This window comes from Mesorhizobium amorphae (genome assembly GCF_014843845.1).
In the GTDB taxonomy this organism is placed as follows: domain Bacteria; phylum Pseudomonadota; class Alphaproteobacteria; order Rhizobiales; family Rhizobiaceae; genus Mesorhizobium; species Mesorhizobium amorphae_A.
In genome coordinates, this window is record NZ_JHQS01000017.1 from 53,716 (window position 1) to 78,062 (window position 24,347).

Annotated in this window: 22 protein-coding genes and 1 riboswitch; of the genes, 14 read left to right on the forward strand and 8 right to left on the reverse strand. The window is 63.7% G+C overall.

The window, feature by feature from the left end; translation table 11 throughout:
- The first annotated feature begins 9 nt into the window (after nt 1-9).
- From DH08_RS10630 to DH08_RS10660, 7 genes are all read left to right on the forward strand, one after another.
- Nucleotides 10-969 (forward strand): ABC transporter permease, encoded by a 960-nt coding sequence (locus tag DH08_RS10630; protein WP_192179266.1) that lies wholly within the window; start codon nt 10-12, stop codon nt 967-969.
- A gap of 10 nt (nt 970-979) precedes the next feature.
- Nucleotides 980-1,804: an ABC transporter permease gene (locus DH08_RS10635; RefSeq protein WP_192179267.1), complete on the forward strand. Its 825-nt coding sequence runs from the start codon at nt 980-982 to the stop codon at nt 1,802-1,804.
- The gene (locus DH08_RS10640; protein ID WP_192179268.1) at nt 1,804-3,459 is read left to right on the forward strand and encodes an ABC transporter ATP-binding protein; all 1,656 of its coding nucleotides are present in this window, start codon (nt 1,804-1,806) and stop codon (nt 3,457-3,459) included. The genes DH08_RS10635 and DH08_RS10640 overlap by 1 nt, the downstream gene beginning before the upstream one ends.
- A 99-nt stretch (nt 3,460-3,558) precedes the next feature.
- Entirely contained in the window at nt 3,559-4,398 is an 840-nt protein-coding gene (locus tag DH08_RS10645) for an alkaline phosphatase family protein (RefSeq protein WP_345892374.1), read from the forward strand.
- A gap of 282 nt (nt 4,399-4,680) precedes the next feature.
- Nucleotides 4,681-5,247 (forward strand): sigma-70 family RNA polymerase sigma factor, encoded by a 567-nt coding sequence (locus DH08_RS10650; RefSeq protein WP_192179270.1) that lies wholly within the window; start codon nt 4,681-4,683, stop codon nt 5,245-5,247.
- The gene (locus tag DH08_RS10655) at nt 5,244-5,912 is read left to right on the forward strand and encodes an anti-sigma factor (RefSeq protein ID WP_192179271.1); all 669 of its coding nucleotides are present in this window, start codon (nt 5,244-5,246) and stop codon (nt 5,910-5,912) included. Before DH08_RS10650 ends, DH08_RS10655 begins: the two co-directional genes overlap by 4 nt.
- Complete coding sequence (locus tag DH08_RS10660; RefSeq protein WP_192179272.1) at nt 5,902-7,356, forward strand: S8 family serine peptidase; 1,455 nt, start codon at nt 5,902-5,904, stop codon at nt 7,354-7,356. Before DH08_RS10655 ends, DH08_RS10660 begins: the two co-directional genes overlap by 11 nt.
- A 61-nt stretch (nt 7,357-7,417) precedes the next feature.
- Here DH08_RS10660 and DH08_RS10665 read toward each other — a convergent pair whose 3' ends face one another.
- The gene (locus DH08_RS10665; RefSeq protein ID WP_192179273.1) at nt 7,418-8,437 is read right to left on the reverse strand and encodes a substrate-binding domain-containing protein; all 1,020 of its coding nucleotides are present in this window, start codon (nt 8,435-8,437) and stop codon (nt 7,418-7,420) included.
- Between the two features lie 361 nt (nt 8,438-8,798).
- Here DH08_RS10665 and DH08_RS10670 point away from each other — a divergent pair, with 361 nt between their 5' ends.
- The 5 genes from DH08_RS10670 (at nt 8,799) to DH08_RS10690 (ending at nt 15,346) form a co-directional block, all read left to right on the forward strand.
- Complete coding sequence (locus DH08_RS10670) at nt 8,799-10,154, forward strand: ABC transporter substrate-binding protein (protein ID WP_192179274.1); 1,356 nt, start codon at nt 8,799-8,801, stop codon at nt 10,152-10,154.
- A 212-nt stretch (nt 10,155-10,366) separates the two neighbouring features.
- Nucleotides 10,367-11,380, forward strand: a complete 1,014-nt coding sequence (locus DH08_RS10675) for a carbohydrate ABC transporter permease (RefSeq protein WP_192179275.1) — start codon at nt 10,367-10,369, stop codon at nt 11,378-11,380.
- Between the two features lies 1 nt (nt 11,381).
- The gene (locus DH08_RS10680; RefSeq protein WP_192179276.1) at nt 11,382-12,536 is read left to right on the forward strand and encodes a carbohydrate ABC transporter permease; all 1,155 of its coding nucleotides are present in this window, start codon (nt 11,382-11,384) and stop codon (nt 12,534-12,536) included.
- Nucleotides 12,537-12,541: 5 nt separating this feature from the next.
- Nucleotides 12,542-14,206, forward strand: a complete 1,665-nt coding sequence (bglA, locus tag DH08_RS10685) for a beta-galactosidase BglA (RefSeq protein WP_192179277.1) — start codon at nt 12,542-12,544, stop codon at nt 14,204-14,206.
- 27 nt (nt 14,207-14,233) lie between these two features.
- The gene (locus DH08_RS10690) at nt 14,234-15,346 is read left to right on the forward strand and encodes an ABC transporter ATP-binding protein (protein ID WP_006202338.1); all 1,113 of its coding nucleotides are present in this window, start codon (nt 14,234-14,236) and stop codon (nt 15,344-15,346) included.
- A gap of 80 nt (nt 15,347-15,426) precedes the next feature.
- Here DH08_RS10690 and DH08_RS10695 read toward each other — a convergent pair whose 3' ends face one another.
- Together DH08_RS10695 and DH08_RS10700 are read right to left on the reverse strand one after the other, a co-directional pair.
- Nucleotides 15,427-15,666 (reverse strand): DUF680 domain-containing protein, encoded by a 240-nt coding sequence (locus DH08_RS10695; protein ID WP_192179278.1) that lies wholly within the window; start codon nt 15,664-15,666, stop codon nt 15,427-15,429.
- 76 nt (nt 15,667-15,742) lie between these two features.
- On the reverse strand, nt 15,743-15,949 hold the full coding sequence (locus DH08_RS10700; protein ID WP_192179279.1) for a DUF680 domain-containing protein: 207 nt from the start codon (nt 15,947-15,949) through the stop codon (nt 15,743-15,745).
- Between the two features lie 513 nt (nt 15,950-16,462).
- Nucleotides 16,463-16,664, forward strand: a riboswitch (cobalamin riboswitch).
- Nucleotides 16,665-16,778: 114 nt separating this feature from the next.
- On the opposite strand from DH08_RS10700, the gene DH08_RS10705 reads away from it, so the two are divergent.
- Together DH08_RS10705 and DH08_RS10710 are read left to right on the forward strand one after the other, a co-directional pair.
- On the forward strand, nt 16,779-18,026 hold the full coding sequence (locus DH08_RS10705) for an aromatic ring-hydroxylating oxygenase subunit alpha (RefSeq protein WP_192179280.1): 1,248 nt from the start codon (nt 16,779-16,781) through the stop codon (nt 18,024-18,026).
- A gap of 20 nt (nt 18,027-18,046) precedes the next feature.
- The gene (locus tag DH08_RS10710) at nt 18,047-19,147 is read left to right on the forward strand and encodes an FAD-binding oxidoreductase (RefSeq protein ID WP_192179508.1); all 1,101 of its coding nucleotides are present in this window, start codon (nt 18,047-18,049) and stop codon (nt 19,145-19,147) included.
- A gap of 10 nt (nt 19,148-19,157) precedes the next feature.
- On the opposite strand, the gene DH08_RS10715 is transcribed toward DH08_RS10710, so the two are convergent.
- The 5 genes from DH08_RS10715 to DH08_RS10735 form a co-directional block, all read right to left on the reverse strand.
- Nucleotides 19,158-19,904: a ferredoxin reductase gene (locus tag DH08_RS10715; protein WP_192179281.1), complete on the reverse strand. Its 747-nt coding sequence runs from the start codon at nt 19,902-19,904 to the stop codon at nt 19,158-19,160.
- Nucleotides 19,901-20,512 carry a molybdopterin-dependent oxidoreductase gene (locus DH08_RS10720; RefSeq protein WP_192179282.1) on the reverse strand — a complete coding sequence of 204 codons (612 nt, stop codon included), beginning with the start codon at nt 20,510-20,512 and terminating at the stop codon, nt 19,901-19,903. Before DH08_RS10720 ends, DH08_RS10715 begins: the two co-directional genes overlap by 4 nt.
- Nucleotides 20,513-20,645: 133 nt before the next feature.
- Nucleotides 20,646-22,187 carry a DegQ family serine endoprotease gene (locus DH08_RS10725; RefSeq protein ID WP_192179283.1) on the reverse strand — a complete coding sequence of 514 codons (1,542 nt, stop codon included), beginning with the start codon at nt 22,185-22,187 and terminating at the stop codon, nt 20,646-20,648.
- Nucleotides 22,188-22,403: 216 nt separating this feature from the next.
- Entirely contained in the window at nt 22,404-23,153 is a 750-nt protein-coding gene (locus DH08_RS10730; RefSeq protein WP_192179284.1) for an MBL fold metallo-hydrolase, read from the reverse strand.
- Nucleotides 23,153-24,319 carry a diphosphate--fructose-6-phosphate 1-phosphotransferase gene (locus tag DH08_RS10735; protein ID WP_192179285.1) on the reverse strand — a complete coding sequence of 389 codons (1,167 nt, stop codon included), beginning with the start codon at nt 24,317-24,319 and terminating at the stop codon, nt 23,153-23,155. The genes DH08_RS10730 and DH08_RS10735 overlap by 1 nt, the downstream gene beginning before the upstream one ends.
- Nucleotides 24,320-24,347: the final 28 nt, after the last annotated feature.

Here is a 24,347-nt window from a genome sequence, read left to right on the forward strand (position 1 = left end):
CTTGTCGAGATGTCCTCACCCATTGTGAAACTGGTGGCCCAGCGCGTTGCGCTGGGCGTCGTCCTGCTGTTGGCCATTTCGGTCCTGATCTTCGCCGGCACCCAGATCCTGCCCGGCGACGTTGCGCAAGCCATCCTCGGACAATCGGCAACGCCGGAGTCTCTCGCCAATCTGCGCGAGCAGCTCGGGCTGAACGACCCTGCCTATGTCAGATATTTCCATTGGCTGGGCGGCGTCGTCACCGGCGACCTCGGCACGGCGATGTCGAGCGGCCAGGATATCGCAACGTCGATCAAGGGGCGGCTGTGGAACACGCTGTTCCTCGCCTTCTGGGCGGCGGTCGTCGCCGTGCCGCTGGCGATCATCCTCGGCCTGATCGCGGTGCGTTACCGCAATGGCTGGGTCGACAAGCTGATCTCCGGACTGGCGCTCGCCTCGACCTCGTTTCCCGAATTCTTCATCGGCTATGTGCTGGTCTATTTCTTCGCCGTGAAATGGCAGATATTCCCAGGCATCTCCACCGTCTATGACGGCATGCCGTTCGGCGAGCGCATGCAGGCGATCGCGCTGCCGGCCACCGCGCTGACGCTGGTGGTGCTCGCCCACATGATGCGCATGACGCGCGCCGCAATCCTCAACGTCATGCAGTCGGCCTATGTCGAGACGGCGGAGTTAAAGGGCCTGTCGGCCTTCAATGTCATTCGCAGACATGCCTTCCCCAATGCCATCGCCCCGATCATCAACGTCGTCATGCTCAACCTCGCCTACCTGATCGTCGGCGTCGTCGTGGTCGAAGTGATCTTCGTCTACCCCGGCATGGGGCAGTATCTCGTCGACCACGTCACCAAGCGCGACGTACCTGTCGTGCAGGCGGTCGGCCTGATCTTCGCCGCCGTCTACATCAGCCTGAACATCATTGCGGACATAGCGGCGATCGTCGCCAATCCGCGTCTCAGACATCCGAAGTAAGGGAGCGGGTATGCTCGATATCAAACGCATCCCCATCCCGGCGCTGATCGGCATCGTGCTGACGACGCTGTTCGTGCTGGCGGCGATCTTCGCACCCTTGATCGCACCGCACGGCAATGGCGAGATCGTCGGCGACGTCTGGGAGCCGATGTCGGCGGCGCATTGGCTGGGCACCGACAATCTCGGCCGCGATCTGTTGTCGCGCATGATCTATGGCGCTCGCATTACGCTGTTCATCGCGGTGCTCGCCACCGCCCTGTCCTTCTCGCTCGGCGCTATCCTCGGTTTTTCGGCAGCGGTTTTCGGCGGCTGGTTCGACACGCTGCTGTCGCGCCTCGTCGACCTGCTGATGTCGATCCCGACGCTGATCATGGCTCTGGTCGTGCTCTCCGTGCTGCCCACCAATCTGGTGACGCTGATCCTGGTCATGGGCATTCTCGATTCGACCCGCGTCTATCGCCTGTCGCGAGCCGTCGCCGTCGACATCAACGTCATGGACTATGTCGAAGCGGCGAAGCTGCGCGGCGAAGGTGAGGCCTGGATCATTTTCCGCGAGATCCTGCCCAATGCGCTGTCGCCGTTGGTCTCCGAACTCGGCCTGCGCTTCATCTATGCGGTGCTCTTCCTGTCGACGCTGTCCTTCCTCGGCCTTGGCGTGCAGCCGCCGGATGCCGACTGGGGTGGCATGGTGAAGGAAAACAAGGACGGCATCGTCTTCGGCATTGCGGCGGCGCTTATTCCCGCCGCGGCGATCGCAGCACTGGCGATCTCGGTCAACCTCGTCGCCGACTGGGTGCTCAACCGCACGACAAGCCTGAAGGGAGGGCGCGGGTGATGGCTGACAGCAAAGCGAAATCCGGCCTGCTGCTCGATATCCGCAATTTGCGCATCGAGGCCACGGTCTATCCGCCGGGCGAGGCGCCGAAGAACATCGTGCTTGTCCACGACGTCTCGCTGACGCTGGAAAAGGGCAAGGTGCTCGGCCTGATCGGCGAGTCCGGTGCCGGCAAGTCGACCATCGGCCTGTCGTCGATGGGCTATGGCCGCGGCGGCGTGCGCATCACTGGCGGCGAGGTCATCCTCAACGGCCGCGACATCCTCAAGGGCGGCAAGGAAGGGTTCCGCAAGCTGCGCGGCCGCGAAGTCTGCTATGTCGCACAGTCGGCGGCCGCGGCCTTCAACCCGGCGCACCGGCTGATGGACCAGGTGGTGGAAGCGACCCTGCTGCATGGCACGGCGACGCGCGCCGAGGCCGAAAAGCGCGCCGTCGCGCTGTTCAAGAAGCTCAGCCTGCCCAACCCCGAAACCATCGGCGAACGCTTTCCGCACCAGGTGTCGGGCGGTCAGTTGCAGCGCGTGATGACGGCGATGGCACTGTGTTCGGAGCCGGACCTGATCGTCTTCGACGAGCCGACCACGGCGCTCGACGTGACGACGCAGATCGATGTGCTGGCGGCGATCAAGGACGCTATCCGTGACACCCATGTGGCGGCTTTGTACATCACCCACGATCTTGCCGTGGTTGCGCAAGTGTCGGACGAGATCATGGTGCTGCGCCACGGCAGGCTGGTCGAATGGGGCGGCACCCGCCAGATCATCAAGGAACCGCGCCAGGAATACACCAATGCGCTGGTCTCGGTGCACGAGATCGAGCACCATGAGCAGAAGCCCGGCACAACACCGTTCCTGTCGGTCAAGAACGTCACCGCCGCCTATGGCCGCAGCCACATCAAGGTATTGAAGAACGTCTCGGTCGACATCTATCCCGGCCAGACGCTGGCTGTCGTCGGCGAGTCGGGGTCCGGCAAGTCGACGCTGGCGCGCGCCATCACCGGGCTTTTGCCGCCCGAGGACGGCACCGTCACCTTCGACGGCCGGCCGCTTGCCAACAAGCTCGCCGACCGGCCAAAGGAGGATCTGCGCCAGCTGCAGATGATCTACCAGATGGCTGACGTGGCGATGAACCCGCGCCAGACCGTCGGCACCATCATCGGCCGACCGCTGGAATTCTACTTCGGCATACGCGGCCGCGAGCGCGACAAGCGCGTCGCCGAACTGCTCGACAAGATCGAGATGGGCAAAGGTTTCAGCGACCGCTACCCGGCCGAGCTTTCCGGCGGCCAGAAGCAGCGCGTCTGCATTGCCCGCTCGCTCGCCGCCAAGCCGAAGCTGATCATCTGCGACGAGGTGACCTCGGCGCTCGACCCGCTGGTGGCCAACGGCATCCTGAAGCTGCTGCTCGAACTGCAGAAGGAGGAGAGCGTCGCCTATCTGTTCATCACCCACGACCTAGCCACGGTGAAGTCGATCGCCGATTCGATCGCGGTGATGTATCGCGGCGAAGTGGTCCGCTATGGGCCGAAGAGTAAGGTGCTGACGCCACCCTTCGACGCCTACACCGACCTGTTGCTGTCATCGGTTCCCGAAATGGAGATCGGTTGGCTGGAAAAGGCGATCAAGGGACGGCGCATGGCGAGCGCCGGCAACTAGGGGCGAAATCCGGAAAACACTGTTTCACGAGCAACGCGCCGCGTGTCCCAGAGACCCGCGGCGTTTTGATTTCAACTAACACATCGCATGGAGCAGCCCGTGGCGCTCGAGACCAAACTTCTGCTCATAATCCTTGATGGCGTGCCTTATCGGAACTGGCGCCGGCTGATGGGCAATCTCGAAGGCTGGGTGCAGTCGGGCGAGGCGCGCGTGTGGAAGATGCGCTCGGTGCTGCCATCGACCTCGGCCTGCTGCTATGCCTCGATTCACACCGGGGTGTCGCCGCAGGTGCACGGCATCCTGTCCAACGAGAACCGGTTCCGGGTCAAGCAGCCGGACATCTTCTCCGAGATCAGCAGGGCCGGCGGCAAGACCGGCGCGGTCACCCATTCCTACTGGTCCGAATTCTTCCGGTCCTATCCGTTCGATCTGGTCGAGGACATGGAGTTCGACGAACCGGGCGGGCCGATCACCCATGGACGCTTCCACACCATGACCGGCTACAACCTCAAGAACCAGATGACGCCGAGCGACGTCGACCTGTTCGCGACGCTGACCATGCTGACCAGGCGCCAGGGCATCAACTATGGCATCCTGCACAGCTGCACGCTGGACTCGATGGGCCATCGCTTCGGCCATGACTGCCACGAGATGGACCATGCCGTCTACGCAATGGACGCCATGCTCGCCGCCTTCCTGCCTGGCTGGCGAGCCGCCGGCTATGAGGTGATCGTCACCGCCGATCATGGCCAGACGGATCGCGGTCATCATGGCGGCCATGACGACGAGATGCAGGATTTCGCGCTGTACTATTTCGGGCCCGGCAAAGGGCCGCAAGCCGACACGTTGCTCGACCAGCTGCAGCTCGCGCCGACGGTGCTGAAGCGCCTCGGCGTGCCGGTGCCGGCGACGATGAAGGCGAAGCCGTTTTTGGGATGACGGAGGAGGCGACCACCAAAGTTCGCGGCCCCCTCTCCCCGTCACTATACGGGGAGAGGGTAAGGGTGAGGGGCAGCGCGAACGTTGAATATGAATAGCGAACGCGGGTGCCGCCCCTCATCCGCCTGCCGGCACCTTCTCCCCGTATAGAGACGGGGAGAAGGCTACACTCTGGCAACACCCGCGCTCTTCGGTTAGCCTCCCAAAATTCCTTGGCGGAGGATGAACCTTTTTGGACCGATCGGCGACAGAGCAGACAGGAGCCAGGCGGCTCGACCGGCCATGACGGCAGCGACGGAGACCGATCGCGCGCTTGTCGACCGGGTCGCGAAGGGCGACAGGGCCGCCGTGCGGCTCCTGTTCATGCGCCACCACGCGCGGGTCTATCGCTTCGTGGTGCGCCAGACGGGATCGGAAATGATGGCCGACGATATCGCGAACGAGGTCTTTCTCGAGCTCTGGCGCCAGGCGCCGGGCTTCGAAGGACGCTCGGAAGTCTCGACATGGCTGCTCGGCATTGCCCGCTTCAAGGCGCTGTCCTTGCTGCGCAAGAAAAAGGAAGACTGGATCGACGACGATGACGCGGCGCAGGTCCCCGACAGCGCCGACACGCCGGAAGTCGTCACCATGAAGGACGACAAGGCTGCCGCCTTGCGGCGGTTCATCGATGCGCTGCCGGAAGAGCACCGCACGGTGATCGACCTTGCCTACTACCATGGCCAGTCGGTGACAGAGATCGGCGAGGTGCTCGGCATTCCGGTCGCCACCGTCAAGACCCGGATGTTCTACGCCCGCAAGAAACTCGGCGAAGCCTTGAAAGCCGCCGGTTACGACAGGGGGTGGCCATGAGTGCCGCTGAAAAAATGTCGCGCCGCGACGAGATGGAAACACTGCTGCCGTTCTACCTGAACGGCTCGTTGGAAGGTGCTGAACTGGAAGCCGTCGAGGAATGGCTGGCGACCGATCCGGCGGCACTTGCCGCGCTCGGTGAGGCGGAGGCCGAATTCTCGGGCACCGCCGCCGCCAACGAGGCGATCCGCCCGCCGGCCGATGCGCTCAGCCGGTTTGCCAAGGCGCTCGACGCCGAGGCCGGCCCGGCGCGCGCTCCGGCAGGTCAATCATGGCTGGCGCAGGCTTTCAACCGCTTCATGGCGGTGCCGGTCGGCGTCGCCTGGGCGGCGGCCGCGGTGCTGCTGGCGCTCGTCGTGGTGCAGTCCTTCGTGCAGCCGGGCGGCAAGGGCAATGATTTCGAAATTGCCGGCACTGAAGACGATCTGGCAAAAATGCCGTTCGCCCTGGTCAAGTTCAAGCCGGAGGCGAAGATCTCGGACATCGCCGTCTTCCTCGGCGAGAACGGGCTGAAGATCGCTGGCGGGCCGACCGCCGATGGTGTCTTCCGCATCGCCATCGCGGCCGAGACCGCTGCCGACTACGAGAAGCTGGTCAGCCTTATTGCCGCCCAGCCTTTCGCGGATGCTGTGATCGAGGGAAGGAAACCGGCGAGTGGCGGCTAAAGCGGTCATCGGATTTGCTGGATTTTTGCTGGCGGCGACGACAATCGCCGCCACGCCCGTTTTTGCGCAGAGCACGAACCAGCCGCAGCCGAAAACCGACTGTCTCGACCGGACGAATGCGGCCGGCGCCGACTGCGCCAACGACGATGGTGGCGGAACGCCCGGCGCGACGGGCGCCGTCTTTCTCCCGGCGCTGATCGTCGACCTGTTCCCCAATCCTACCGGAGGCGGCGGGACGCCGTTGCCGACGCCCGACCCGCGTCGCGATCCGGCCAGCGCTTTGCCTTCGCCGGCCGCGCCCGCCGATGCACCGGTGGTTCCGGCCGCCGTGCCTGGCGGTCCGGTCATTTCGCCGACCGATCTCGTCGCCACCGTGCCGCAGCGCGCCATCGTCGGTGACTACGTGCCCGACGAGGTACTGGTCACGGTCGACGGCGATGCCGGCGTCGTGCAGCAGATCGCCGCTTCCTTCGGCCTCGAAGTGCGCTCGCAGCGCCAGTCGCGGCTGCTGGGCACCACACTGGCGCGCTTCGGTATTCTCGACGGCCGCCCGGTCGGCGTCGTGCTGGCGCAGTTGGCCGCCGACGGCCGCACAAGGCGGCGCGAGCCCAACCATGTCTATTCGCTGCAGCAGGCGGCCGCCATCGTCAACTATGCCTTCGACCGCATCGAACTCGACGAGAAGCAGGCCAGCGGTGAGAATGTGCGCATCGCCGTCATCGACACCGGCATCGACGACACCAATCCGGCGCTCTCCGGCGTCATCGCCGACCAGTTCGACGCCATGCCCGACGTGCCGATCGAAAAGCGCGACCACGGCACCTCGATCGATGGCCTGATCGCCGGCATCGGTGAGCTGAAGGGCATGGCGCCCGGCGCGAAGATCTACCACGCCCGCGCCTTCGAGGGCGGCAAGTCGACCATGGACGTCATCCTTTCGGCGCTCGACTGGGCGGCCGAGCAGGATGTGCGCATCATCAACATGAGCTTCGTCGGCCCCAAGAACGACCTGCTCGGCATCGCCTGCCGCAACGCCCGTGCGCTCGGCATCGTCCTGGTTGCCGCCGCCGGCAACAACGGGCCGAAGGCGCCTTATGGCTACCCGGCCGCCTTCGACGGCGTCATCGCCGTCACTGCCACCGATGCCAAGGACGGGCTGATGCCGCAGGCCAATCGCGGCGCCTACGTCTTCATCTCCGCCCCCGGCGTCGAGATGGTGGCACCGAGCGGCGCCGGCTCCGAAGTGGTCACCGGCACCTCGTTCGCGGCGGCGATCGTGAGCGGGGCCGTCGCCAATCTGATCCACATCGCGCCCGACCGCTCGGCCGACGAGATCGAGAAGACGCTGGCGGCAACGGCCAGGGATCTCGGCCCGAAGGGCCGCGACAATGATTTCGGCTATGGCCTGCTGGACACCAAGGCGGCAGAGGCGGCGAAGGAATAAGTTGCACCTACAGGCTGTGTGAGATTCAGGTCAGGCCGGCCCCACCTGAACATCACATAGCCTATGGCGCCCCAGCAACCGATCCCCGCACCACCAGGTCGACCGGCCAGACTTCGCCGCGGGCGCCCTCTTCCAGCCCGGAAATCCGCGCCGCCAGCCGTTCGGCGACGCGCGCGCCTGCGAGACGGATCGACGATCGCGTCGTCGACAGCGGCACGGAAAAATTCTCCGGCTTCAGCCATGGGAAGACGTCGTCATGGGCGATCAGCGACAGGTCGCCTGGGATGGTCAGGCCGAGATCGCGCACCGCGCGCACCACGCCCAGCGCCATGATCAGGCTGGAGCAGGCGATCGCCGTCGGCGGCTCGCTCTGCTCAAGCAGGCGCCGGGCAGCGCGATAGCCGTTCTCCTCGGTCATAGTCACGGAGCAGATATGGCGCTCGCCGAGCGTCAGGCCGCTGGCAGTGAGTGCCCGGCGCATGCCACGCTCGCGATGGATGGCGAAGGTCTCGCGGTCGTCGCCATTGATCAGCGCCAGCCGCCGGTGGCCGAGCTGGATCAGCAGCCGCGCCGCCTCGTGGAAGGCACCTTCATTGTCGATGTCGGTGAAGGGGTAGTCGAAGCCGAAGCCCTCACTGCGGCCGTGGACGATGAAGGGGATGCCGAGCGTATTGAGCAACGCCACTCGCCGGTCAACTGGCCGCGGCGAGGAGATGTAGACGGCGTCGACCTGCCGGTTGGCGACGATGCGGCGGTAGGTGGTCTCCTGGTCATCGGCGTCAGCCGGGGACAGCACCAGGTCGAGCTCGTGCGAACGGGCATAGTCGCCGAGGCCCGAGAGGAATTCGACGAAATGCGGGTCGATCTCGACGGCCGCACCGGTCGGCAGCACATAGCCGATCATCCCGGTCTTGCCGGTGGCCAGCCGGCGCGCGCTCGGATTGGGGCGGTAGCCATGGCGCTTGGCTGCGTCTATCACGCGCCGCCGCGTTTCCTCGTTGACCTCCGGATAGCCGTTCAGCGCGCGGCTTACCGTCGTCTGCGAAAGCGCCAGCATGTGCGAGAGCTGCTTCAGGTTCACCGGAGGCCTCCAAGCCTCAAAGCGCTTTTAATTTTGAATCCGAGCGGTGCCAAGGCTGGCGCTGCCGAACAGAGCAAGCATACGCACTGGTCTGGCCAGTTTGAAGCAGAATTGCTGTTGCGCCGCCATAAAACTGTGCTGCAGTGCAGTTTAGCTGCCGCTTATTTGCCGAAACTAAATCGATTAGCCAGCCACCCTCTTGACTCCCGAGCGATTCAATGGCGAGATCAAAAAGACCAAAGCGCTTTGGAAGACTCTTCGAAAGGTTGCGGTTCCTTTCTGACTGAGTCACAGTCCTGCGGCGTCGGCGGGCGGAATGGAGGTTCCGTCCGGGTGTTCATGACCACTGGGAGGAATAGCGATGAAGAAAATGCTTCTGCTGGGCGCTGCGTTCGCAACGCTCGCCCTGAGCCTGCCGGCACAAGCCGAACTGAAGTTCAAGCCGGGCGAGGACCCGCGCTTCAACTGGGCGAATTACGAAGAGCTGAAGAAGGTCGATCTCAAGGGTGAGACGCTGACCATCTTCGGGCCGTGGCGCGGCGAGGACGAGGGCCTTATCCGCACCGTTCTCGAATATTTCCAGGACGCCACCGGCGTCGAGATCAAATACTCCTCATCCGAGAATTACGAACAGCAGATCGTCATCGACACCCAGGCAGGCAGCCCGCCCAACATCGCCGTGCTGCCGCAGCCCGGCCTGATCCAGGACCTGGCCTCCAAGGGCCTTCTGACGCCGCTCGGCGACGACACCGCCAAATGGGTCAAGGACAATTACGGCGCCGGCCAATCCTGGGTCGACCTCGGCACCTTCAAGGACAAGGACGGCAAGCCCGGCTTCTTCGCCTTCCCCTACAAGGCCGACGTGAAATCGCTGGTCTGGTACTCGCCGGACAATTTCGAGGAAGCCGGCTACAAGGTGCCGAAGACGCAGGAAGAGCTGGCTGAGCTTGAGAAGAAGATTATCGCCGACGGCGGCACGCCTTGGTGCATCGGGCTCGGCTCCGGCGGAGCCACCGGCTGGCCGGCGACTGACTGGGTCGAAGACATCATGCTGCGCACCCAGCCGCCTGAAACCTACGACAAGTGGGTGAAGAACGAGATCCCGTTCAACGATCCGGCAGTCGTCAACGCCATCGACATTTTCGGCAAGATCGCCACCGACGACAAGATGGTCGACGGCGGCGCCAAGGCGGTTGCCGCGACCGACTTCCGCGACAGCCCGAAAGGCCTCTTCGCGGTGCCGCCGAAATGCTATCTGCACCACCAGGCATCGTTCATCCCGACCTTCTTCCCTGAGGGCACCAAGGTGGGGCAGGACGCCGACTTCTTCTACTTCCCGCCTTACGCTTCCAAGCCTGAGCTCGGCACCCCGGTTCTCGGTGCCGGCACGCTGGCCATGATTACCAAGGATAGCAAGGCGGCGCGCGCCTTCATCGAATTCCTGAAGATGCCGCTGGCGCATGAGATCTGGATGGCCCAGGGCGGCTTTGTGACGCCGTTCAAGTCGGTCAATAAGGAAGCTTATGCCAGCGACGCACTGAGGAAGCAGGGCGAGATCCTGGCCAACGCCTCGACCTTCCGCTTCGACGGCTCCGACCTGATGCCGGGCAAGATCGGCGCCGGTTCCTTCTGGACCGGCATGATCGACCTGGTCGGCGGCAAGTCGGCCCAGGATGTCGCCACCGACATCCAGAAGAGCTGGGACGCCATCAAGTAAGCCGCCGATGGCAGGCTTACCCGTCGTGACAGGATCCGGGCCTCGATGGCCCGGATCGCATCGTCGGCCCGACTGTAGCGTTTTCATGAAGCGTGGCCTGCCGCGGCGAGTACCCGCCCGGCACCTGCTCGCGCTTCACAACTGAATCGGCTCATGATCCCGTCGCCAAGCTCTTTCTCGAGTGGCGGATCATGCGCAGGGGAGAGGGACCCATGGCGGCTCAGATTTTTTCGGCCATATTCGTCATCATCATCGGCGTCGGCGGCTGCGTCGCCTATTTCTGGGGCGCCAACAAGCTTGTCGACATTGTTTTCCCGTCGCGCGGAGTCCAGGGTGCAGCAGCCATCGACAATCTGCGCCGGCAAGGAATGATCCGTCCCTGGCTGTTCGTCGGCCCGGCGATGATCATCCTCACCATCTATCTAATCTACCCGGTCGTCGAGACGCTGAGGCTGTCCTTCCTCGATCGCAGCGGCGGCAATTTCGTCGGCTTCGCCAACTACGAATGGGCATTCGGCGACCGCGAATTCCGCAACTCGATCCTCAACAACATCGTCTGGCTGGCGGTGGTGCCGGCCGCCTGTACCTTCCTCGGGCTGATCATCGCCGTGCTCACCGACAAGATCTGGTGGGGCACGATCGCCAAGAGCCTGATCTTCCTGCCGCTGGCGATCTCCTTCGTCGGCGCCAGCGTGATCTGGAAGTTCATCTACGAATACCGCGGCGAGGGCCAGACTCAGATCGGCCTGCTCAACGCCATCATCCAGTATTTCGGCGGCCAGCCGCAGGTCTGGATATCGTTGCCGTTCTGGAACAATTTCTTCCTGATGATCATCCTGATCTGGATTCAGACCGGCTTTGCCATGGTCATCCTGTCATCGGCGTTGCGCGGCATCCCCGAGGAGACGCTGGAAGCCGCGGTCATCGACGGCGCCAACCCGTTCCAGATCTTCTGGAAAATCATGGTGCCGCAGATCTGGGGCACGATCGCGGTGGTGTGGACCACCATCACCATCCTCGTGCTGAAGGTGTTCGACATCGTGCTGACCATGACCAACGGCCAGTGGAACAGCCAGGTGCTCGCCAATCTGATGTTCGACTGGATGTTCCGCGGCGGCGGTGATTTCGGCCGCGGCGCCACCATCGCCATCATCATCATGATCGCCGTCATTCCGATCATGGTCTGGAACATCCGCCAGGCCAACAAAGAGACGGGAGGGCACTGAGATGGCCGTCGCAACCGGAAAGTCGTTTGCCAGCCGCTTCGGCGTCCATATCGCGGTGCTCATCTTCGTGGCGATCTGGACCGTGCCGACGCTCGGCATCCTCGTCTCGTCGCTGCGCGACAAGGACCAGATCATCGCTTCCGGCTGGTGGAATTCATTCGCCAGTTCCAGTCAGACCGAAGCCGGCCGATTGCCGCCGGCCTCGGCGCAGGTCGAAAAGGACGGCAAGTTCGTCCTCCAGGGTAACATCTTCGGCGAGGGTACCGCCCGCAACGTCAGTGCCTTCGGCGTCAAGTCGGCCGCACCGACGCAATATCCGGCCGGCACGACCGCCGATCTCGGCGACGGCGTGACCTTGCAGCTCAACGCCGACGGCACATTCGTCATGGCCTCGCCAAAAGCCTTCGAGGGCGATCGCGGCCAGCGCGTCTATTATGCGTCGTCGGCGCCGCCGAAATTCACCACCGACAACTACCAGACGGTGCTGTTTTCGGAAGGCATCGGCCGCTCCTTCATGAACTCGCTCACCGTCACCATTCCGGCGACCGTCATCCCGATCCTGATCGCAGCCTTCGCCGCCTACGCGCTGGCCTGGATGCGCTTTCCCGGCCGGGCTTTGCTGATCGCCGTCATCATCGGCCTGCTGGTCGTGCCGCTGCAGATGTCGCTGATCCCGCTCCTAAAACTCTACAACGGCGTCGGTACCTTCTTCGGCGTGCCGTCGAAGACCTATCTGGGCATCTGGCTTGCGCATACCGGCTTCGGCCTGCCCTTCGCCATCTATCTGCTCAGGAGCTATATTGCCGGCCTGCCGCGCGAGATCATGGAATCGGCGCGCATCGACGGCGCCAGCGATTTCGAGATCTTCGTCAAGATCGTGCTGCCGCTGTCGTTCCCGGTGCTCGCCTCCTTCGCCATCTTCCAATTCCTTTGGGTATGGAACGATCTCCTGGTGGCGATGGTTTTCCTGGGTACCGAGGGGGATCAGATCGTGCTGACCGCCAAGCTCAATGCGCTGCTCGGCTCGCGCGGCGGCGACTGGGAGATCCTCACGACCTCGGCGTTCGTGACCATTATCGTGCCGCTGATCGTGTTTTTCTCGCTGCAGCGCTATTTCGTACGCGGGCTGCTTGCCGGCTCCGTGAAAGGAGGTTGAGAGCAATGCAATCGGCTTTGAAGGTGACATCCAGACCGGACCCCGCCGTCGATCGTGACTGGTGGCGGGGCGCGGTGATCTACCAGATCTATCCGCGTTCCTATCAGGACTCCAACAGCGACGGCATCGGCGACCTGAAAGGCATTGTCCAACGGCTGCCCTACATCGCATCGCTCGGCGTCGACGCCATCTGGATCTCGCCCTTCTTCAAGTCGCCGATGAAGGATTTCGGCTACGACGTGTCGGACTATTGCGACGTCGACCCGATGTTCGGCACGCTGGCCGATTTCGACGCGCTGACGGCGGAAGCGCACCGGCTGGGCCTCAAGGTGATGATCGACGAGGTGCTGTCGCACACCGCCGACATCCATCCGTGGTTCAAGGAAAGCCGCTCGAGCCGCACCAATGCGAAGGCCGACTGGTATGTTTGGGCCGATGCAAAACCCGACGGCACGCCGCCCAACAACTGGCTGTCGATCTTCGGCGGTTCGGCCTGGCAGTGGGACACCAGCCGCCAGCAATATTACCTGCACAATTTCCTGGCCGAGCAGCCCGATCTCAACTTCCACAACACGGAAGTGCAGGATGCACTGCTCGACGTCACCCGCTTTTGGCTGGAGCGTGGCGTCGACGGTTTCCGCCTCGACACCATCAATTTCTACTTTCACAGCCAGGGGCTGGAAAACAACCCGCCGCTGCCGCCGGAAGAGCGCAACGATCAGACGGCGCCGGCAGTCAACCCCTACAATTATCAGGACCATCTCTACGACAAGAGCCGCCCCGAAAACCTCGGTTTTCTGGAACGCTTCCGCGCCCTGCTCGACGAGTATCCGGCACAGGCCGCGGTCGGCGAAGTCGGCGATTCGCAGCGTGGGCTGGAAGTGGTGGCGGCCTACACCGCCGGCGGCAAGCGCGTGCATATGTGCTATTCGTTCGACTTCCTGGCGCCGGAAAAGATCAGCGCCGCCAAGGTACGCTCGGTTCTGGAAGCCTTCGGCAAGGTCGCCAGCGATGGCTGGTCATGCTGGGCCTTCTCCAATCACGATGTAATGCGGCCGGCCTCGCGCTGGGCCGCCGGCGAAGCCGATCCGACCGCCTATCTCAAGGTCATCTCGGCGCTGCTGATGTCGCTGCGCGGTTCGGTCTGCATCTATCAAGGCGAGGAGCTCGGGCTGGGCGAGGCCGAACTGCAATTCGAGGATCTGCAGGACCCGTACGGCATCCGCTTCTGGCCGGAGTTCAAGGGCCGCGATGGCTGCCGCACGCCGATGGTATGGGATGCCGCCGCCAGGAATGGCGGCTTCTCGACCGCAAAGCCGTGGCTGCCGGTGCCCGGCAAGCATCTGTCGCAAGCGGTCAACGTGCAGCAGGGCGACGCCAACTCGCTGCTCGAGCACTACCGGCGCTTTCTCGCCTTCCGCCGCCAGCATTCGGCGCTGGCCAAGGGCGACATCACCTTCATCGAAAGCGAGGGCGACACCGTCGCCTTCACCCGCCGCGAGGGCAATGAGCAGGTCGTCTGCGTCTTCAATTTGGGCAGCAAGCCGGCCGAGGTCGTCCTCGGCGGCCAGGCGCTGCAGCCCTTGCCCGGGCACGGCTTTTCAGGACAGTCTGGGACAGGCTCGATCCGCCTCGGCGGCTACGGCGCCTGGTTCGGGCGTATCGATTAATTTGCAGGGAACCACTGGGAGGAAATCATGGCCGATGTCACGCTGAGACAGGTGAAGAAATCATACGGCAATCTGCACATTCTCCACGGCATCGACCTCGACATAAAGTCAGGCGAGTTCATCGTCTTTGTCGGTCCTTCGGGTTGCGGCAAGTCGACCTTGCTTAGGTCCATCGCCGGGCTCGAGGAGATTACCTCCGGTGAGCTCAAGATTGCCGGTGAGGTGGTGAACGACGTGCCGCCGTCGAAGCGCGGCATCGCCATGGTGTTCCAGTCCTATGCGCTCTACCCGCACATGACGGTCTACGACAACATGGCGTTCTCGATGAAGATCGGCAAGGAAAGCAAGGCCGAGATCGACAAGCGCGTGCGGCAGGCGGCCGAGATCCTGCAGCTGACCAAATATCTCGACCGTCTCCCCAAGGCGATGTCGGGCGGCCAGCGCCAGCGCGTCGCCATCGGCCGCGCCATCGTGCGCAATCCGAAAGTCTTCCTGTTCGACGAACCGCTGTCGAACCTCGACGCGGCACTGCGCGTCGCCACCCGCATCGAGATCGCCAAGCTGAAGGAATCGATGCCGAATACGACGATGATCTACGTCACCCACGACCAGGTCGAGGCGATGACGCTGGCCGACCGCATCGTCGTGCTCAAGGAAGGCCATATCGAGCAGGTCGGCACGCCGATGGAGCTCTACAAGCGGCCAGGCAATCTGTTTGTCGCCCAGTTCATCGGCTCACCGGCCATGAACATCCTGCCGGCGACGGTCGACAAGACCGGAAACCCGACCGTCGTCAGCCATGTCGGCGGCCGCAAGGCAACGGTGCCGATCGCCACGCCGGCGTCTGCGAAAGGCGCTGCGGTCAGCTTCGGCGTGCGGCCGGAGGATCTGGTGATTGCTACCGGCACGGACTATCTGTTCGAGGGAACGGTGGACTATGTCGAGCAGCTCGGTGAGGTTCAACTCGTCTATGTCGATATCGGCCGCGCCGACCTGCCGCTGGTGACGAAGATGCCGGGCAATGTCGAGGTCAAGCGCGGGGCGACACTGCGGCTGAGCGCGGACGCCGGCGACCTGCATATCTTCGACGCGGACGGCCACTCCTTCTCGCTCCACGCGCCGGAAGTGAAGGCGGCCTAACATCAGGCCATTCGGCATCTTATAGAAACAAGAGCGGCGGGCCAGGCCCGCCGCTCTTGTTTTGCTAGCAACTTCGGCGGTTAGTGATTGCCGAAGAGGTTGCGGTCGCTGCCCTGGGGCGCTGACTTTTGCACGTCGCCCGACGAATTCAGCAGCTTGTAGACCGGCGACTCGGTGTTGCGCATCGACGAGGTCTGCGTGGTGTCGATGTTGGCGGTCGTCTGCTTGTTGACGGCACTCGAACCAACGCTGTCGTTATTGGCATAGGCGCTGCCGGCGGCGATCAGAAGCGCGGCGGCGGTAAGGACAATCTTCTTCATTTTGGGCACTCCTGGATTTCAGATCCCGGAGCGGCGGGCTTGACCGCCGCTCTGCGTCTCGTCTTGGGATCGACTGTTAGTTCTTGCCGAAGAGGTTGCGGTCGCTGCCCTGAACGACGGGCTGGTTGTCGGCATGGGCCGGCTTCTGGATCGAAGCGGTATGCGAGCCGTCGACTGCGGCGGCAGGCTGGTTCGCACCGTTGGAACCGTAGTTGTCGCTACCAGCGAAGGCGCTGCCGGAAATGGCCAGAAGGGCGGCGGCAGTGAGAACAATCTTTTTCATTCTTAATACTCCAGTATTTTCAGTTTTTCCGTCCGTCTAGCGGCGTGTCTTGGGAAGGAAATCGCGTCGTTCGGACAGCCCCGATGTGGGTGGCCCCATGACCTGTTTCCAATCACGAAGTTGTTCCGCGTGGACCATGACTCTGCATCTTGAAATTGTACCAGAGCCTACTACTACCAAGATTTTTATCAACTTTATCAGTCGGTTATCAAAAACCCGCCTATGCATCACCAACTGTGTCGGAGTGCCAGCGTTCACACCGTCCTGCACGCACCGTCAACAGAAACGAACCGTTCGGTTCGATTTTAGAATCCTCTAATAGTCACTTTTCGATACCGTTAACCATTTCGACGCCGGCTAAAGTCTGATTCGGCGAGCGAGTCGTGACCGGCGCCAAGGCGGCAGAAGCGGAAGGTCGGCGTCTCTGGAGATGGGCTGCGGGATTCACATTCCGTGTCGCGCCCGCATGGATACGATGTCGCTTTCATGCCGCCACCGAACCGGCCGTCGTGTTTAGATCATGGCATCTCAGGTGCCGCTTGGTGACGACGAAGCGGAGAATTGGGAAGCCGGTCAAAACCCGGCGCTGCCCCCGCAACGGTGGTGGAGTTCAAGTCGCAACGGGAGACCACTGGGCCACAAGCCTGGGAAGGTGTCGCGACCGTCCGCAAGGACACTCCAGAGCCCGGAAACCAGCCCGAGATTTCTAGACTCGACTGATCGCGGTGGGCGGTCAAGAGGTGGATGGTGCATGTCCGGCCTGGCGCCGGGTTGCCGCTAATCTTTCCTCCATCACCACCAGTTCAGTCCTTGAACACGAGGACAGGACATGGATGCGCGCAACGACATGCTGAGGCTGCTGCACAGCCGCAAGCAGGGCTACTCGCTGGAACAGCCCTTTTACACCGACGCCGATTTCTTCAAGCTCGACATGGAACTGATCTGGTATCGCGACTGGCTGTTCATAGGCCATGACTGCGAACTGCCGAAGCCGGGCAGCTTCATCACCGCCCAGATCGGCGACTACCCGGTCGTGCTGGTGCGCGACCAGCAAGGCAAGATCAACGCCTTCCACAATTCCTGTCGCCATCGCGGCAGCCGCGTCTGCAACACCGAGAAAGGCACGGCGGCAAAGCTGGTCTGCCCCTATCACCAGTGGACCTACGAACTCGACGGAAGGCTGTTGTTCGCCCGGCAGATGGCCGATGGTTTCGACAAGAGCCAGTTCAGCCTGAAGCCGGTGGCTTGCGAGAGCGTCGGCGGCTACATCTTCATCTGCCTGGCCAAGGAGCCGGCGGACTTCGCGCCGATGCGCGCCCTGATTGAGCCCTATCTCTTGCCGCACCGGCTGCGCGAGGCGAAGGTCGCCTTCGAATCGACCATCGTCGAAAAGGGCAACTGGAAGCTCGTCTGGGAAAACAACCGCGAGTGCTATCACTGCGCCGGTAACCATCCCGAACTTTGCAAAACCTTCCCCGAGGCCCCGACCGTAACCGGCGTTAACGGCGCCGACAGCGACCCCGAAATGCTGGCGCACTGGGCGAAATGCGAGGCGGCGGGCCTGCCTAGCAAGTTCCGCATCGACCCGGCCGGACAATATCGCGCCACCCGCGCGCCGCTGCTGCGCGATGCCGTCAGCTATACGATGAACGGCAAGCGGGCAGTGACGAAGAACCTGTCCGACACAGTCTCAGCCGACCGGATCGGCACTTTGATGCACTATCACTACCCGACGACATGGAACCACATTCTCATCGACCACGCGGTGACCTTCCGCGTGCTGCCGATCAGCGCCACGGAAACCGCTGTGACGACGAAGTGGCTGGTCCACAAGGATGCGGTCGAAGGCGTCGACTACAACCTCGAAGAACTTACGCATGTCTGGACCGAAACCAACGACCAGGACCGCCGCATCGTCGAGGAGAACGCCTTCGGCATCCTGTCGCCGGCTTATGAGCCCGGCCCCTATTCGGAGCTGCATGAGGGCGGCGTCATCCAGTTCATCGAATGGTACGCGTCCTTCATCGGCCCGCGCCTTGCCGAAGGCGGCCGGCCGGCGCTGCGCAGCGTCGCCTGAGGGGTGAGGGGATGAACGCCATGACCGATCTCGGGCTCTACCGCCACCTCGACGAGATGGCACCCTGGAACGACAAGCTGCAGGTGCTGGAAGTGATCGGCGTCGCCGACGAGGCGCCCGACGTCAAGACCTTCACCTTCCGCTCCGACAACCAGACCTGGTTCCGCTACAAGCCGGGCCAGTTCGTGACGCTGGAACTGCCAACCGCCGGCGGCCCGCTGATGCGCACCTACACGCTGTCGTCGTCGCCGTCGCGGCCGTTCTCGATCGGGGTGACGGTGAAGGCGCAGGCCGGCAGCCTCGGCACGCGCTGGATGTTCGATCATCTGAAGCCCGGCACCCACGTGAAGGCCTATGGGCCGGTGGGCGACTTTTCGCTGCACAGCCATCCGGCGGCGAAATATCTGTTCATCTCGGCCGGTTCCGGCGTCACGCCGATGATGTCGATGCTGCGCTGGCTGAACGACTGCGCGCCATGGACCGATGTCGGCTTCGTCAACTGTGCGCGGCGGCCGGAAGAGATCATCTTCCGCAAGGAACTTGAGTTGCTCGGCAGCCGCATGCCCGGCCTGTCGCTCGGCTTCATGATCGAGGAGCGATCAAGCCGTGAAGGCTGGTTCGGCCATATGGGCCGTATCGATGCCATCCGCTTGCCACTGCTGGCGCCCGATTTCCGCGAGCGCGAAATCTTTTGCTGCGGTCCCGACCCGTTCATGCGTGCGGTGCGGCAGATGCTTGAAGCCTCGGGCTTCGACATGGCCAGATACCACCAGGAAAGCTTCGCCGCTCCCGCGGTCGAGGAAGTACCGGCGCCGTTTGCCGTCCCGGCGGACGGCGGCACCGGAGCGCCTGCCGAGGCCGTGACCCCGATCCGCTTCGCGCTTTCGGATGTCGACGCCGAATGCGTTGCAGGGCAGACCGTGCTGCAGACGGCACGCGCCTCGGGCGTCAGGATCCCCGCGGCCTGCGAATTCGGCCTGTGCGGAACCTGCAAGGTCAAGAAGGTCTCGGGCGACGTCGAGATGAGCCACAATGGCGGCATCCTCGATCACGAGATCGACGACGGGTTTATCCTGGCCTGTTGCTCGAAGCCGCTGTCGGCGCTCGAAATCGAGGCCTGAAGCAGACGGCTCAGACGCCGTAGCGTTCGGTGCGGATGAGGCTGGCCGGGACATCGGCATCGATCAACGCCTGGGCGGCGGTCGACACGAAGGCGTTCGAGCCGCAGACGAAGGCAAGCTTCGGCGGCTCGGGCAGCCGAGCCATGGATTGCATCATCATCTGGGCATCGATCCGTCGCGAATAGTCCTCGGGGCGCCGTGCGGCCTCGCGCGTCAGCGTCAGCACAAGGTCGAACCCGTCGCGGCGATCGTCGAGCTTGATCAACTCATCGCGAAAGATCACTTCGTCCCAGATCCGCGCCGAAAACACCAACGCGACCGGCACTGAGGATTTCCGCGCTGCCCGGTGGCGCACCATCGCCATCAGCGGCACCACACCGGAACCGCCGCCGACCAAGAGCAGCGGTCCGTCGTCTTTGTCGGACCAGACGAAATGGCCGCCGAGCGGACCACGCAACTCGATCTCGTCGCCGACCACTGCCACCTCGTGGAAGAAGGGCGAGACCTCGCCATCGTCGAGCCGCTCAATCGCCAGCTCGATAGTCCCGCCGCTCTCGGGCGCCGAGGCGATGGAATAGGAACGGCGCGCCTGGTAGCCATCCGGCGCCGTCAGCCGGACATCGACATGCTGTCCGGCCTGATAGACAAAAGGCCGCGACAGCTTGAAGACAAAACTGGTGACGCGCGGCGTGCGCTTTTCGATGCGAATGATCTTCGCCGTCTGCCAGGGCGATTGCGCCGCCGCTGCCTCGCTCATGGGTCGCCCGAGTAGCGCTGCTCGCGCCACGGGTCGCCATAGATGTGATAGCCGCGCAATTCCCAAAAGCCCGGCTCGTCGCGTTCGGTGAACTGCAGCCCGTTCAGCCATTTGGCCGACTTCCAGAAATAGAGATGCGGCACCAGCAGCCGCGCCGGCCCGCCATGGTCCGGCGTGATCGGCTTGCCCTCATAAAGCAGCGCCACCATCGCCTTGCCGGCGACAAGATCCTTCACCGGCACATTGGTGGCGTAGCCGTCGAACGAATGCGCCAGCGTGAAGGCGGTCGGCGGCTCGATGCCGGCATCGGCGAGGATGTCGTCGATCAGCACGCCTTGCCATGCCGTGTCGAACTTGGTCCACGCGGTCACGCAATGGATGTCGCGCGTCATCCGGGTCAGCGGCAGCGCATTGAACTCGGCCCAGTTCCATTTCTTGATCGGTCGCGGTCCGTGCTTGAGCGTGAACGACCAGTCCTCGCTGCGCAAGCGCGGCGTCGGTCCGGTCGACAGCACGGGAAAACCTTGCTCGAGATACTGTCCGGGCGGGATGCGGGCATCCGTATCCGTCGGGGGCCTTCGCCCGGAAGAGAAGCCGCGGGTAACCATCGGGACAATCCGTTTGCGGTGCGGCCGAAATCGACCGCAGCCAGTGTTCGCGAAGATATCCCGGCGGGCAACAGGAATCTTGGGCGGCCCGACAGGCTCGCCGCCGACGCGGCAAGCCTGCGTTGCTCGTGCCTCAGCCGGCGGCGAAGGGCACCGCGACGAAGATCTGCGCGTCGCCGCGATCGACAAGCAGCAGCACGGATTTCCTGCCGGACTTGCCGGCCTGCGCGATCGCCTGGTTTGCCTGCCTGGCGTTCTTCACTGGGGTCTGGTCGACGCCGACGATGACGTCGCCCGGCTGGATGCCGGCGGCCGAGGCCGCCTTGTCCGGATTGACGCGTTCGACCAAGGCGCCGCGCTGGTCGTCGGTCAGGTTCAGCTGCTCGCGAACATCCGGCGTGAGGTCGGTGAGGCCGAGGCCGAGTGACGGCACCCGCAAGGCCTGTTCCTGGGACTTGCCGTCACTGCCTTCGGCCGAGGCGGTCTTCGCATCATCGCTGTTGCGTCCGACATCGGCGGAAATCTGCATGGCCTTGCCGTTGCGCCAGACATTGAGCGTTTCCCTGGCACCCGGCGCTACGTCGGCGACGGCACGCGACAGGTCTTTCGGATCCTTTATCTCCTGGCCGGCGAAGCCGGTGATGACGTCGCCGGTCTTGATGCCCGCCTTCGCGGCCGGCGATCCGTCGGTGACCTCGGAAACCAGTGCGCCGCCGGGATGGTCAAGGCCCATGGCGCTGGCGACGTCCGGCGTCACCTCCTGGATCTGGACGCCGAGATAGCCATACTGGATGTCGCCGCCCTTCATCAGCTTGGCGACCACCTTCTCGGCCTGGTCAGACGGGATGGCGAAGCCGACGCCGACGCTGCCACCATTGGGCGAATAGATCGCCGCGTTGATGCCGACGACATCGCCCGCGACATCCACCAGCGGGCCGCCGGAATTGCCGTGGTTGATCGGCGCGTCGATCTGGATGAAGTCGTCGAACGGACCGCTGTGCAGGTCGCGGCCGCGCGCCGAAACGATGCCTGCGGTGACCGTGGTGCCGATGCCGAACGGGTTGCCGAAAGCCAGCACCTGGTCGCCCGGCATTAGCTTGTCGGAATCGCCCCATTTGACGGTCGGCAGGGACTTGTCGGCCTTGACCTTGAGCACGGCGAGATCGTTCTTGGCATCGCGGCCGACCAGCTTGGCGGGAAGCTCGGTGCCATCATCGAGCGTCACCTTGATCGAGGTGGCGCCATCGATGACGTGATTGTTGGTGACGATGGTGCCATCCGAGCCGACGATGAAGCCGGACCCAAGTGCCTCCGCACGCTGCGACTGTTGCTGCGGCGGGGTCTTGGGCATGGGTGTTGCCTGGTCGCCGAAGAACTGACGGAAATAGTCGTCGAAGGGCGAACCGCCGTCGAAGGGGGAGTCTTCGCTCATCGTTTCCGGCTGCGCTTTCATGACGGTGGTGACCGTCACCACCGCCGGCTTGTCGGCCGCCACGATCGGAGCAAACGAGCCGTTCGGCGCCTTTATGCCGGCGACGGGGGTCTGGGTTGTCGGAACGGTGCTGGTTGCGCCCATATTGTTCGCACTGTCTGCGAAGGACACCACGAAGGGGGATAGGATCAGCGCAGCGCCCAGCAAGGCCGCGACGCGATGTCTGCGAAGGATATCTGACATGGTCGTCTGTCCGGGCGAGAGTTGATCCGGCGCCGTGGCCGCCTCCTGTATGGGAAACCGGCCATCCGGCGTGTCGACGGTCGCGATTGCCTGTCTCGCCTGGCATGGCAGCCGACCGGATCGACAGACCTGCATCTAGGGTCTGGATGGGTCCGAATTAGGGTTCTTGTGCCATCTTACGAAGATTTAATGTCCGCAGGCGCTTCGGTCGGCGCTTCAACGCCCATTGCTGCGGCTGAGATAGGCCGAGGCGATCTCCCGCATCCGCTTGCCGTCGAAGCTCGGCCCGTGCCCGCCATGGCCGATGCGGATCGGCAGGTCGAGCAGCCGCTGCATCGTGCGACGATAGGCGGCGCGGTCGGAATCCGGCAGGTCGTCGATCAGCATGCCGTCATAGATAGCATCGCCGGCGAAAAACAGGCCGTCGGCCTCGTCGAACAGCGCGATCGAATCAGGCGAATGTCCCGGCAGGTGCAGCACCTTGAACTGCCGGTCGCCGATATCGACGACATCGCCCTCGGCAAGCGTCCTTGTCAGCGGTGCCGGCGGGATCCTGTAGTCGGCCGCTTTCCAACAGGGCGCCGGCAATTTCGAGACGGCGCCGTCGAGGTTGTGGAACATGTAGGCGTAGGTCACCGCCTCATCCATGCTGTCGAATTTTTCGGCGCTTTGCTCCGGTCCCGCCCGCAGCGGAAATTCGTGCAGCGAGCCGACATGGTCGAGATGGATATGCGTGGCGACGACCAGCAGCGGCTTGCCGGCAGGCGTGTCGATCTGAGGCGCCAACGGGCAGATGCCCATGCCGGTATCGACGAGCAGGTCGACGTCGCGGCCTTTGAGATGCCAGATGTTGGCGCGCACGAAATCGTGCACGAACGGCTCGGTCAGCATCGTCGTCCTGGCGTCGACGCTGGTCTTGCTGAACCAGTCGCCCGCCAGACGCTCACCGACCAGACTGGCGCCCATCAGACGAAGGGCTTTCCGACCTTGTATTTTTCCGGCACCAGCCGCTTCAGATAGGCCATGCCGGCCTCGGACAGCTGGTTGACATCGGGCTTCATGAAATCGTCGGGCATGTGGCGCGTCTTGCCGGCGACGTTCTTCAGCGGCACCTTCTTCAGCACGGTCTTCGTGCCGTCATATTGCAGCGCCACCGAGCCGCCGCCCTCCTCGGCGACGGCAACGGCGAAGGCGCCGGCATCGAAGGCTTCCTTGGCGTCGACGGCGCTGATGGCGCCAACATAGCCGCGCGGCATGTAGCCCAGTGCATCGACGCGCGCCCGCTTGCCCGGCAGGCCTTCGGCGAGCGCCCGCTCGAGCGCTGCCGGCAGGTCGCTGCCCGACAGCTTGACGTTGCCATGGGCGTCGCGCTCAAGCTTCTCCGGTGGCACCAGACTTTCGACCAGTGCCTTGCCGTCGGCGGTGCTGACGCCTTCCGACACGGCGACGATGCAGCGCTTGTGGCGGTCGAGCGTGGCGCGCACGTCGTCGATGAAGCCGGCGGCTGAGAATGGCCGCTCCGGCACGTAGACGAGATGCGGGCCGCTGTCGGGGTCGAGCTGCCATGCGGCCGCGGCTGCGGTGAGGAAGCCGGCGTGCCGGCCCATGACGATGCCGACATAGATGCCGGGCAAGGCGCGGAAATCGAGATCGACCGAGAGGAAGGCGCCGGCGACGAACTCGGCCGCCGAGATGAAGCCCGGCGTGTGGTCGTTCTCCTCGAGATCGTTGTCGATGGTCTTCGGCGCGTGCACGAAGGCCATCGTGCCGCCAGCGGCGTCGGTCAGGATCTGCTGCGTGCCGGACGTGTCATTGCCGCCGATATAGATGAAGGCGTCGGCTCCGGCCTTCTTCAGGCCGTTGAGGATGACCTCGCAATAGGCGGCGTCCGGCTTGTCACGCGTCGAGCCCAGTGCCGCACTCGGCGTCGCCGCGATCAGCCTGAGCTGTTCCTCCGGGATGGAAGAGAGGTCGGCATAGTTGCCGTCACGAATGCCGCGCACGCCATGGATCGAGCCCAGCACCTTGGCGCCGGGATGCCGCTTGCGGATCTCCAGTGCTGCACCAACCATGGTCTGGTTGATGACAGCGGTCGGTCCGCCGCCCTGCGCGATCACAAACGTTCCTGACATTCTTCAATTCTCCCGGATGGTGGCTTCG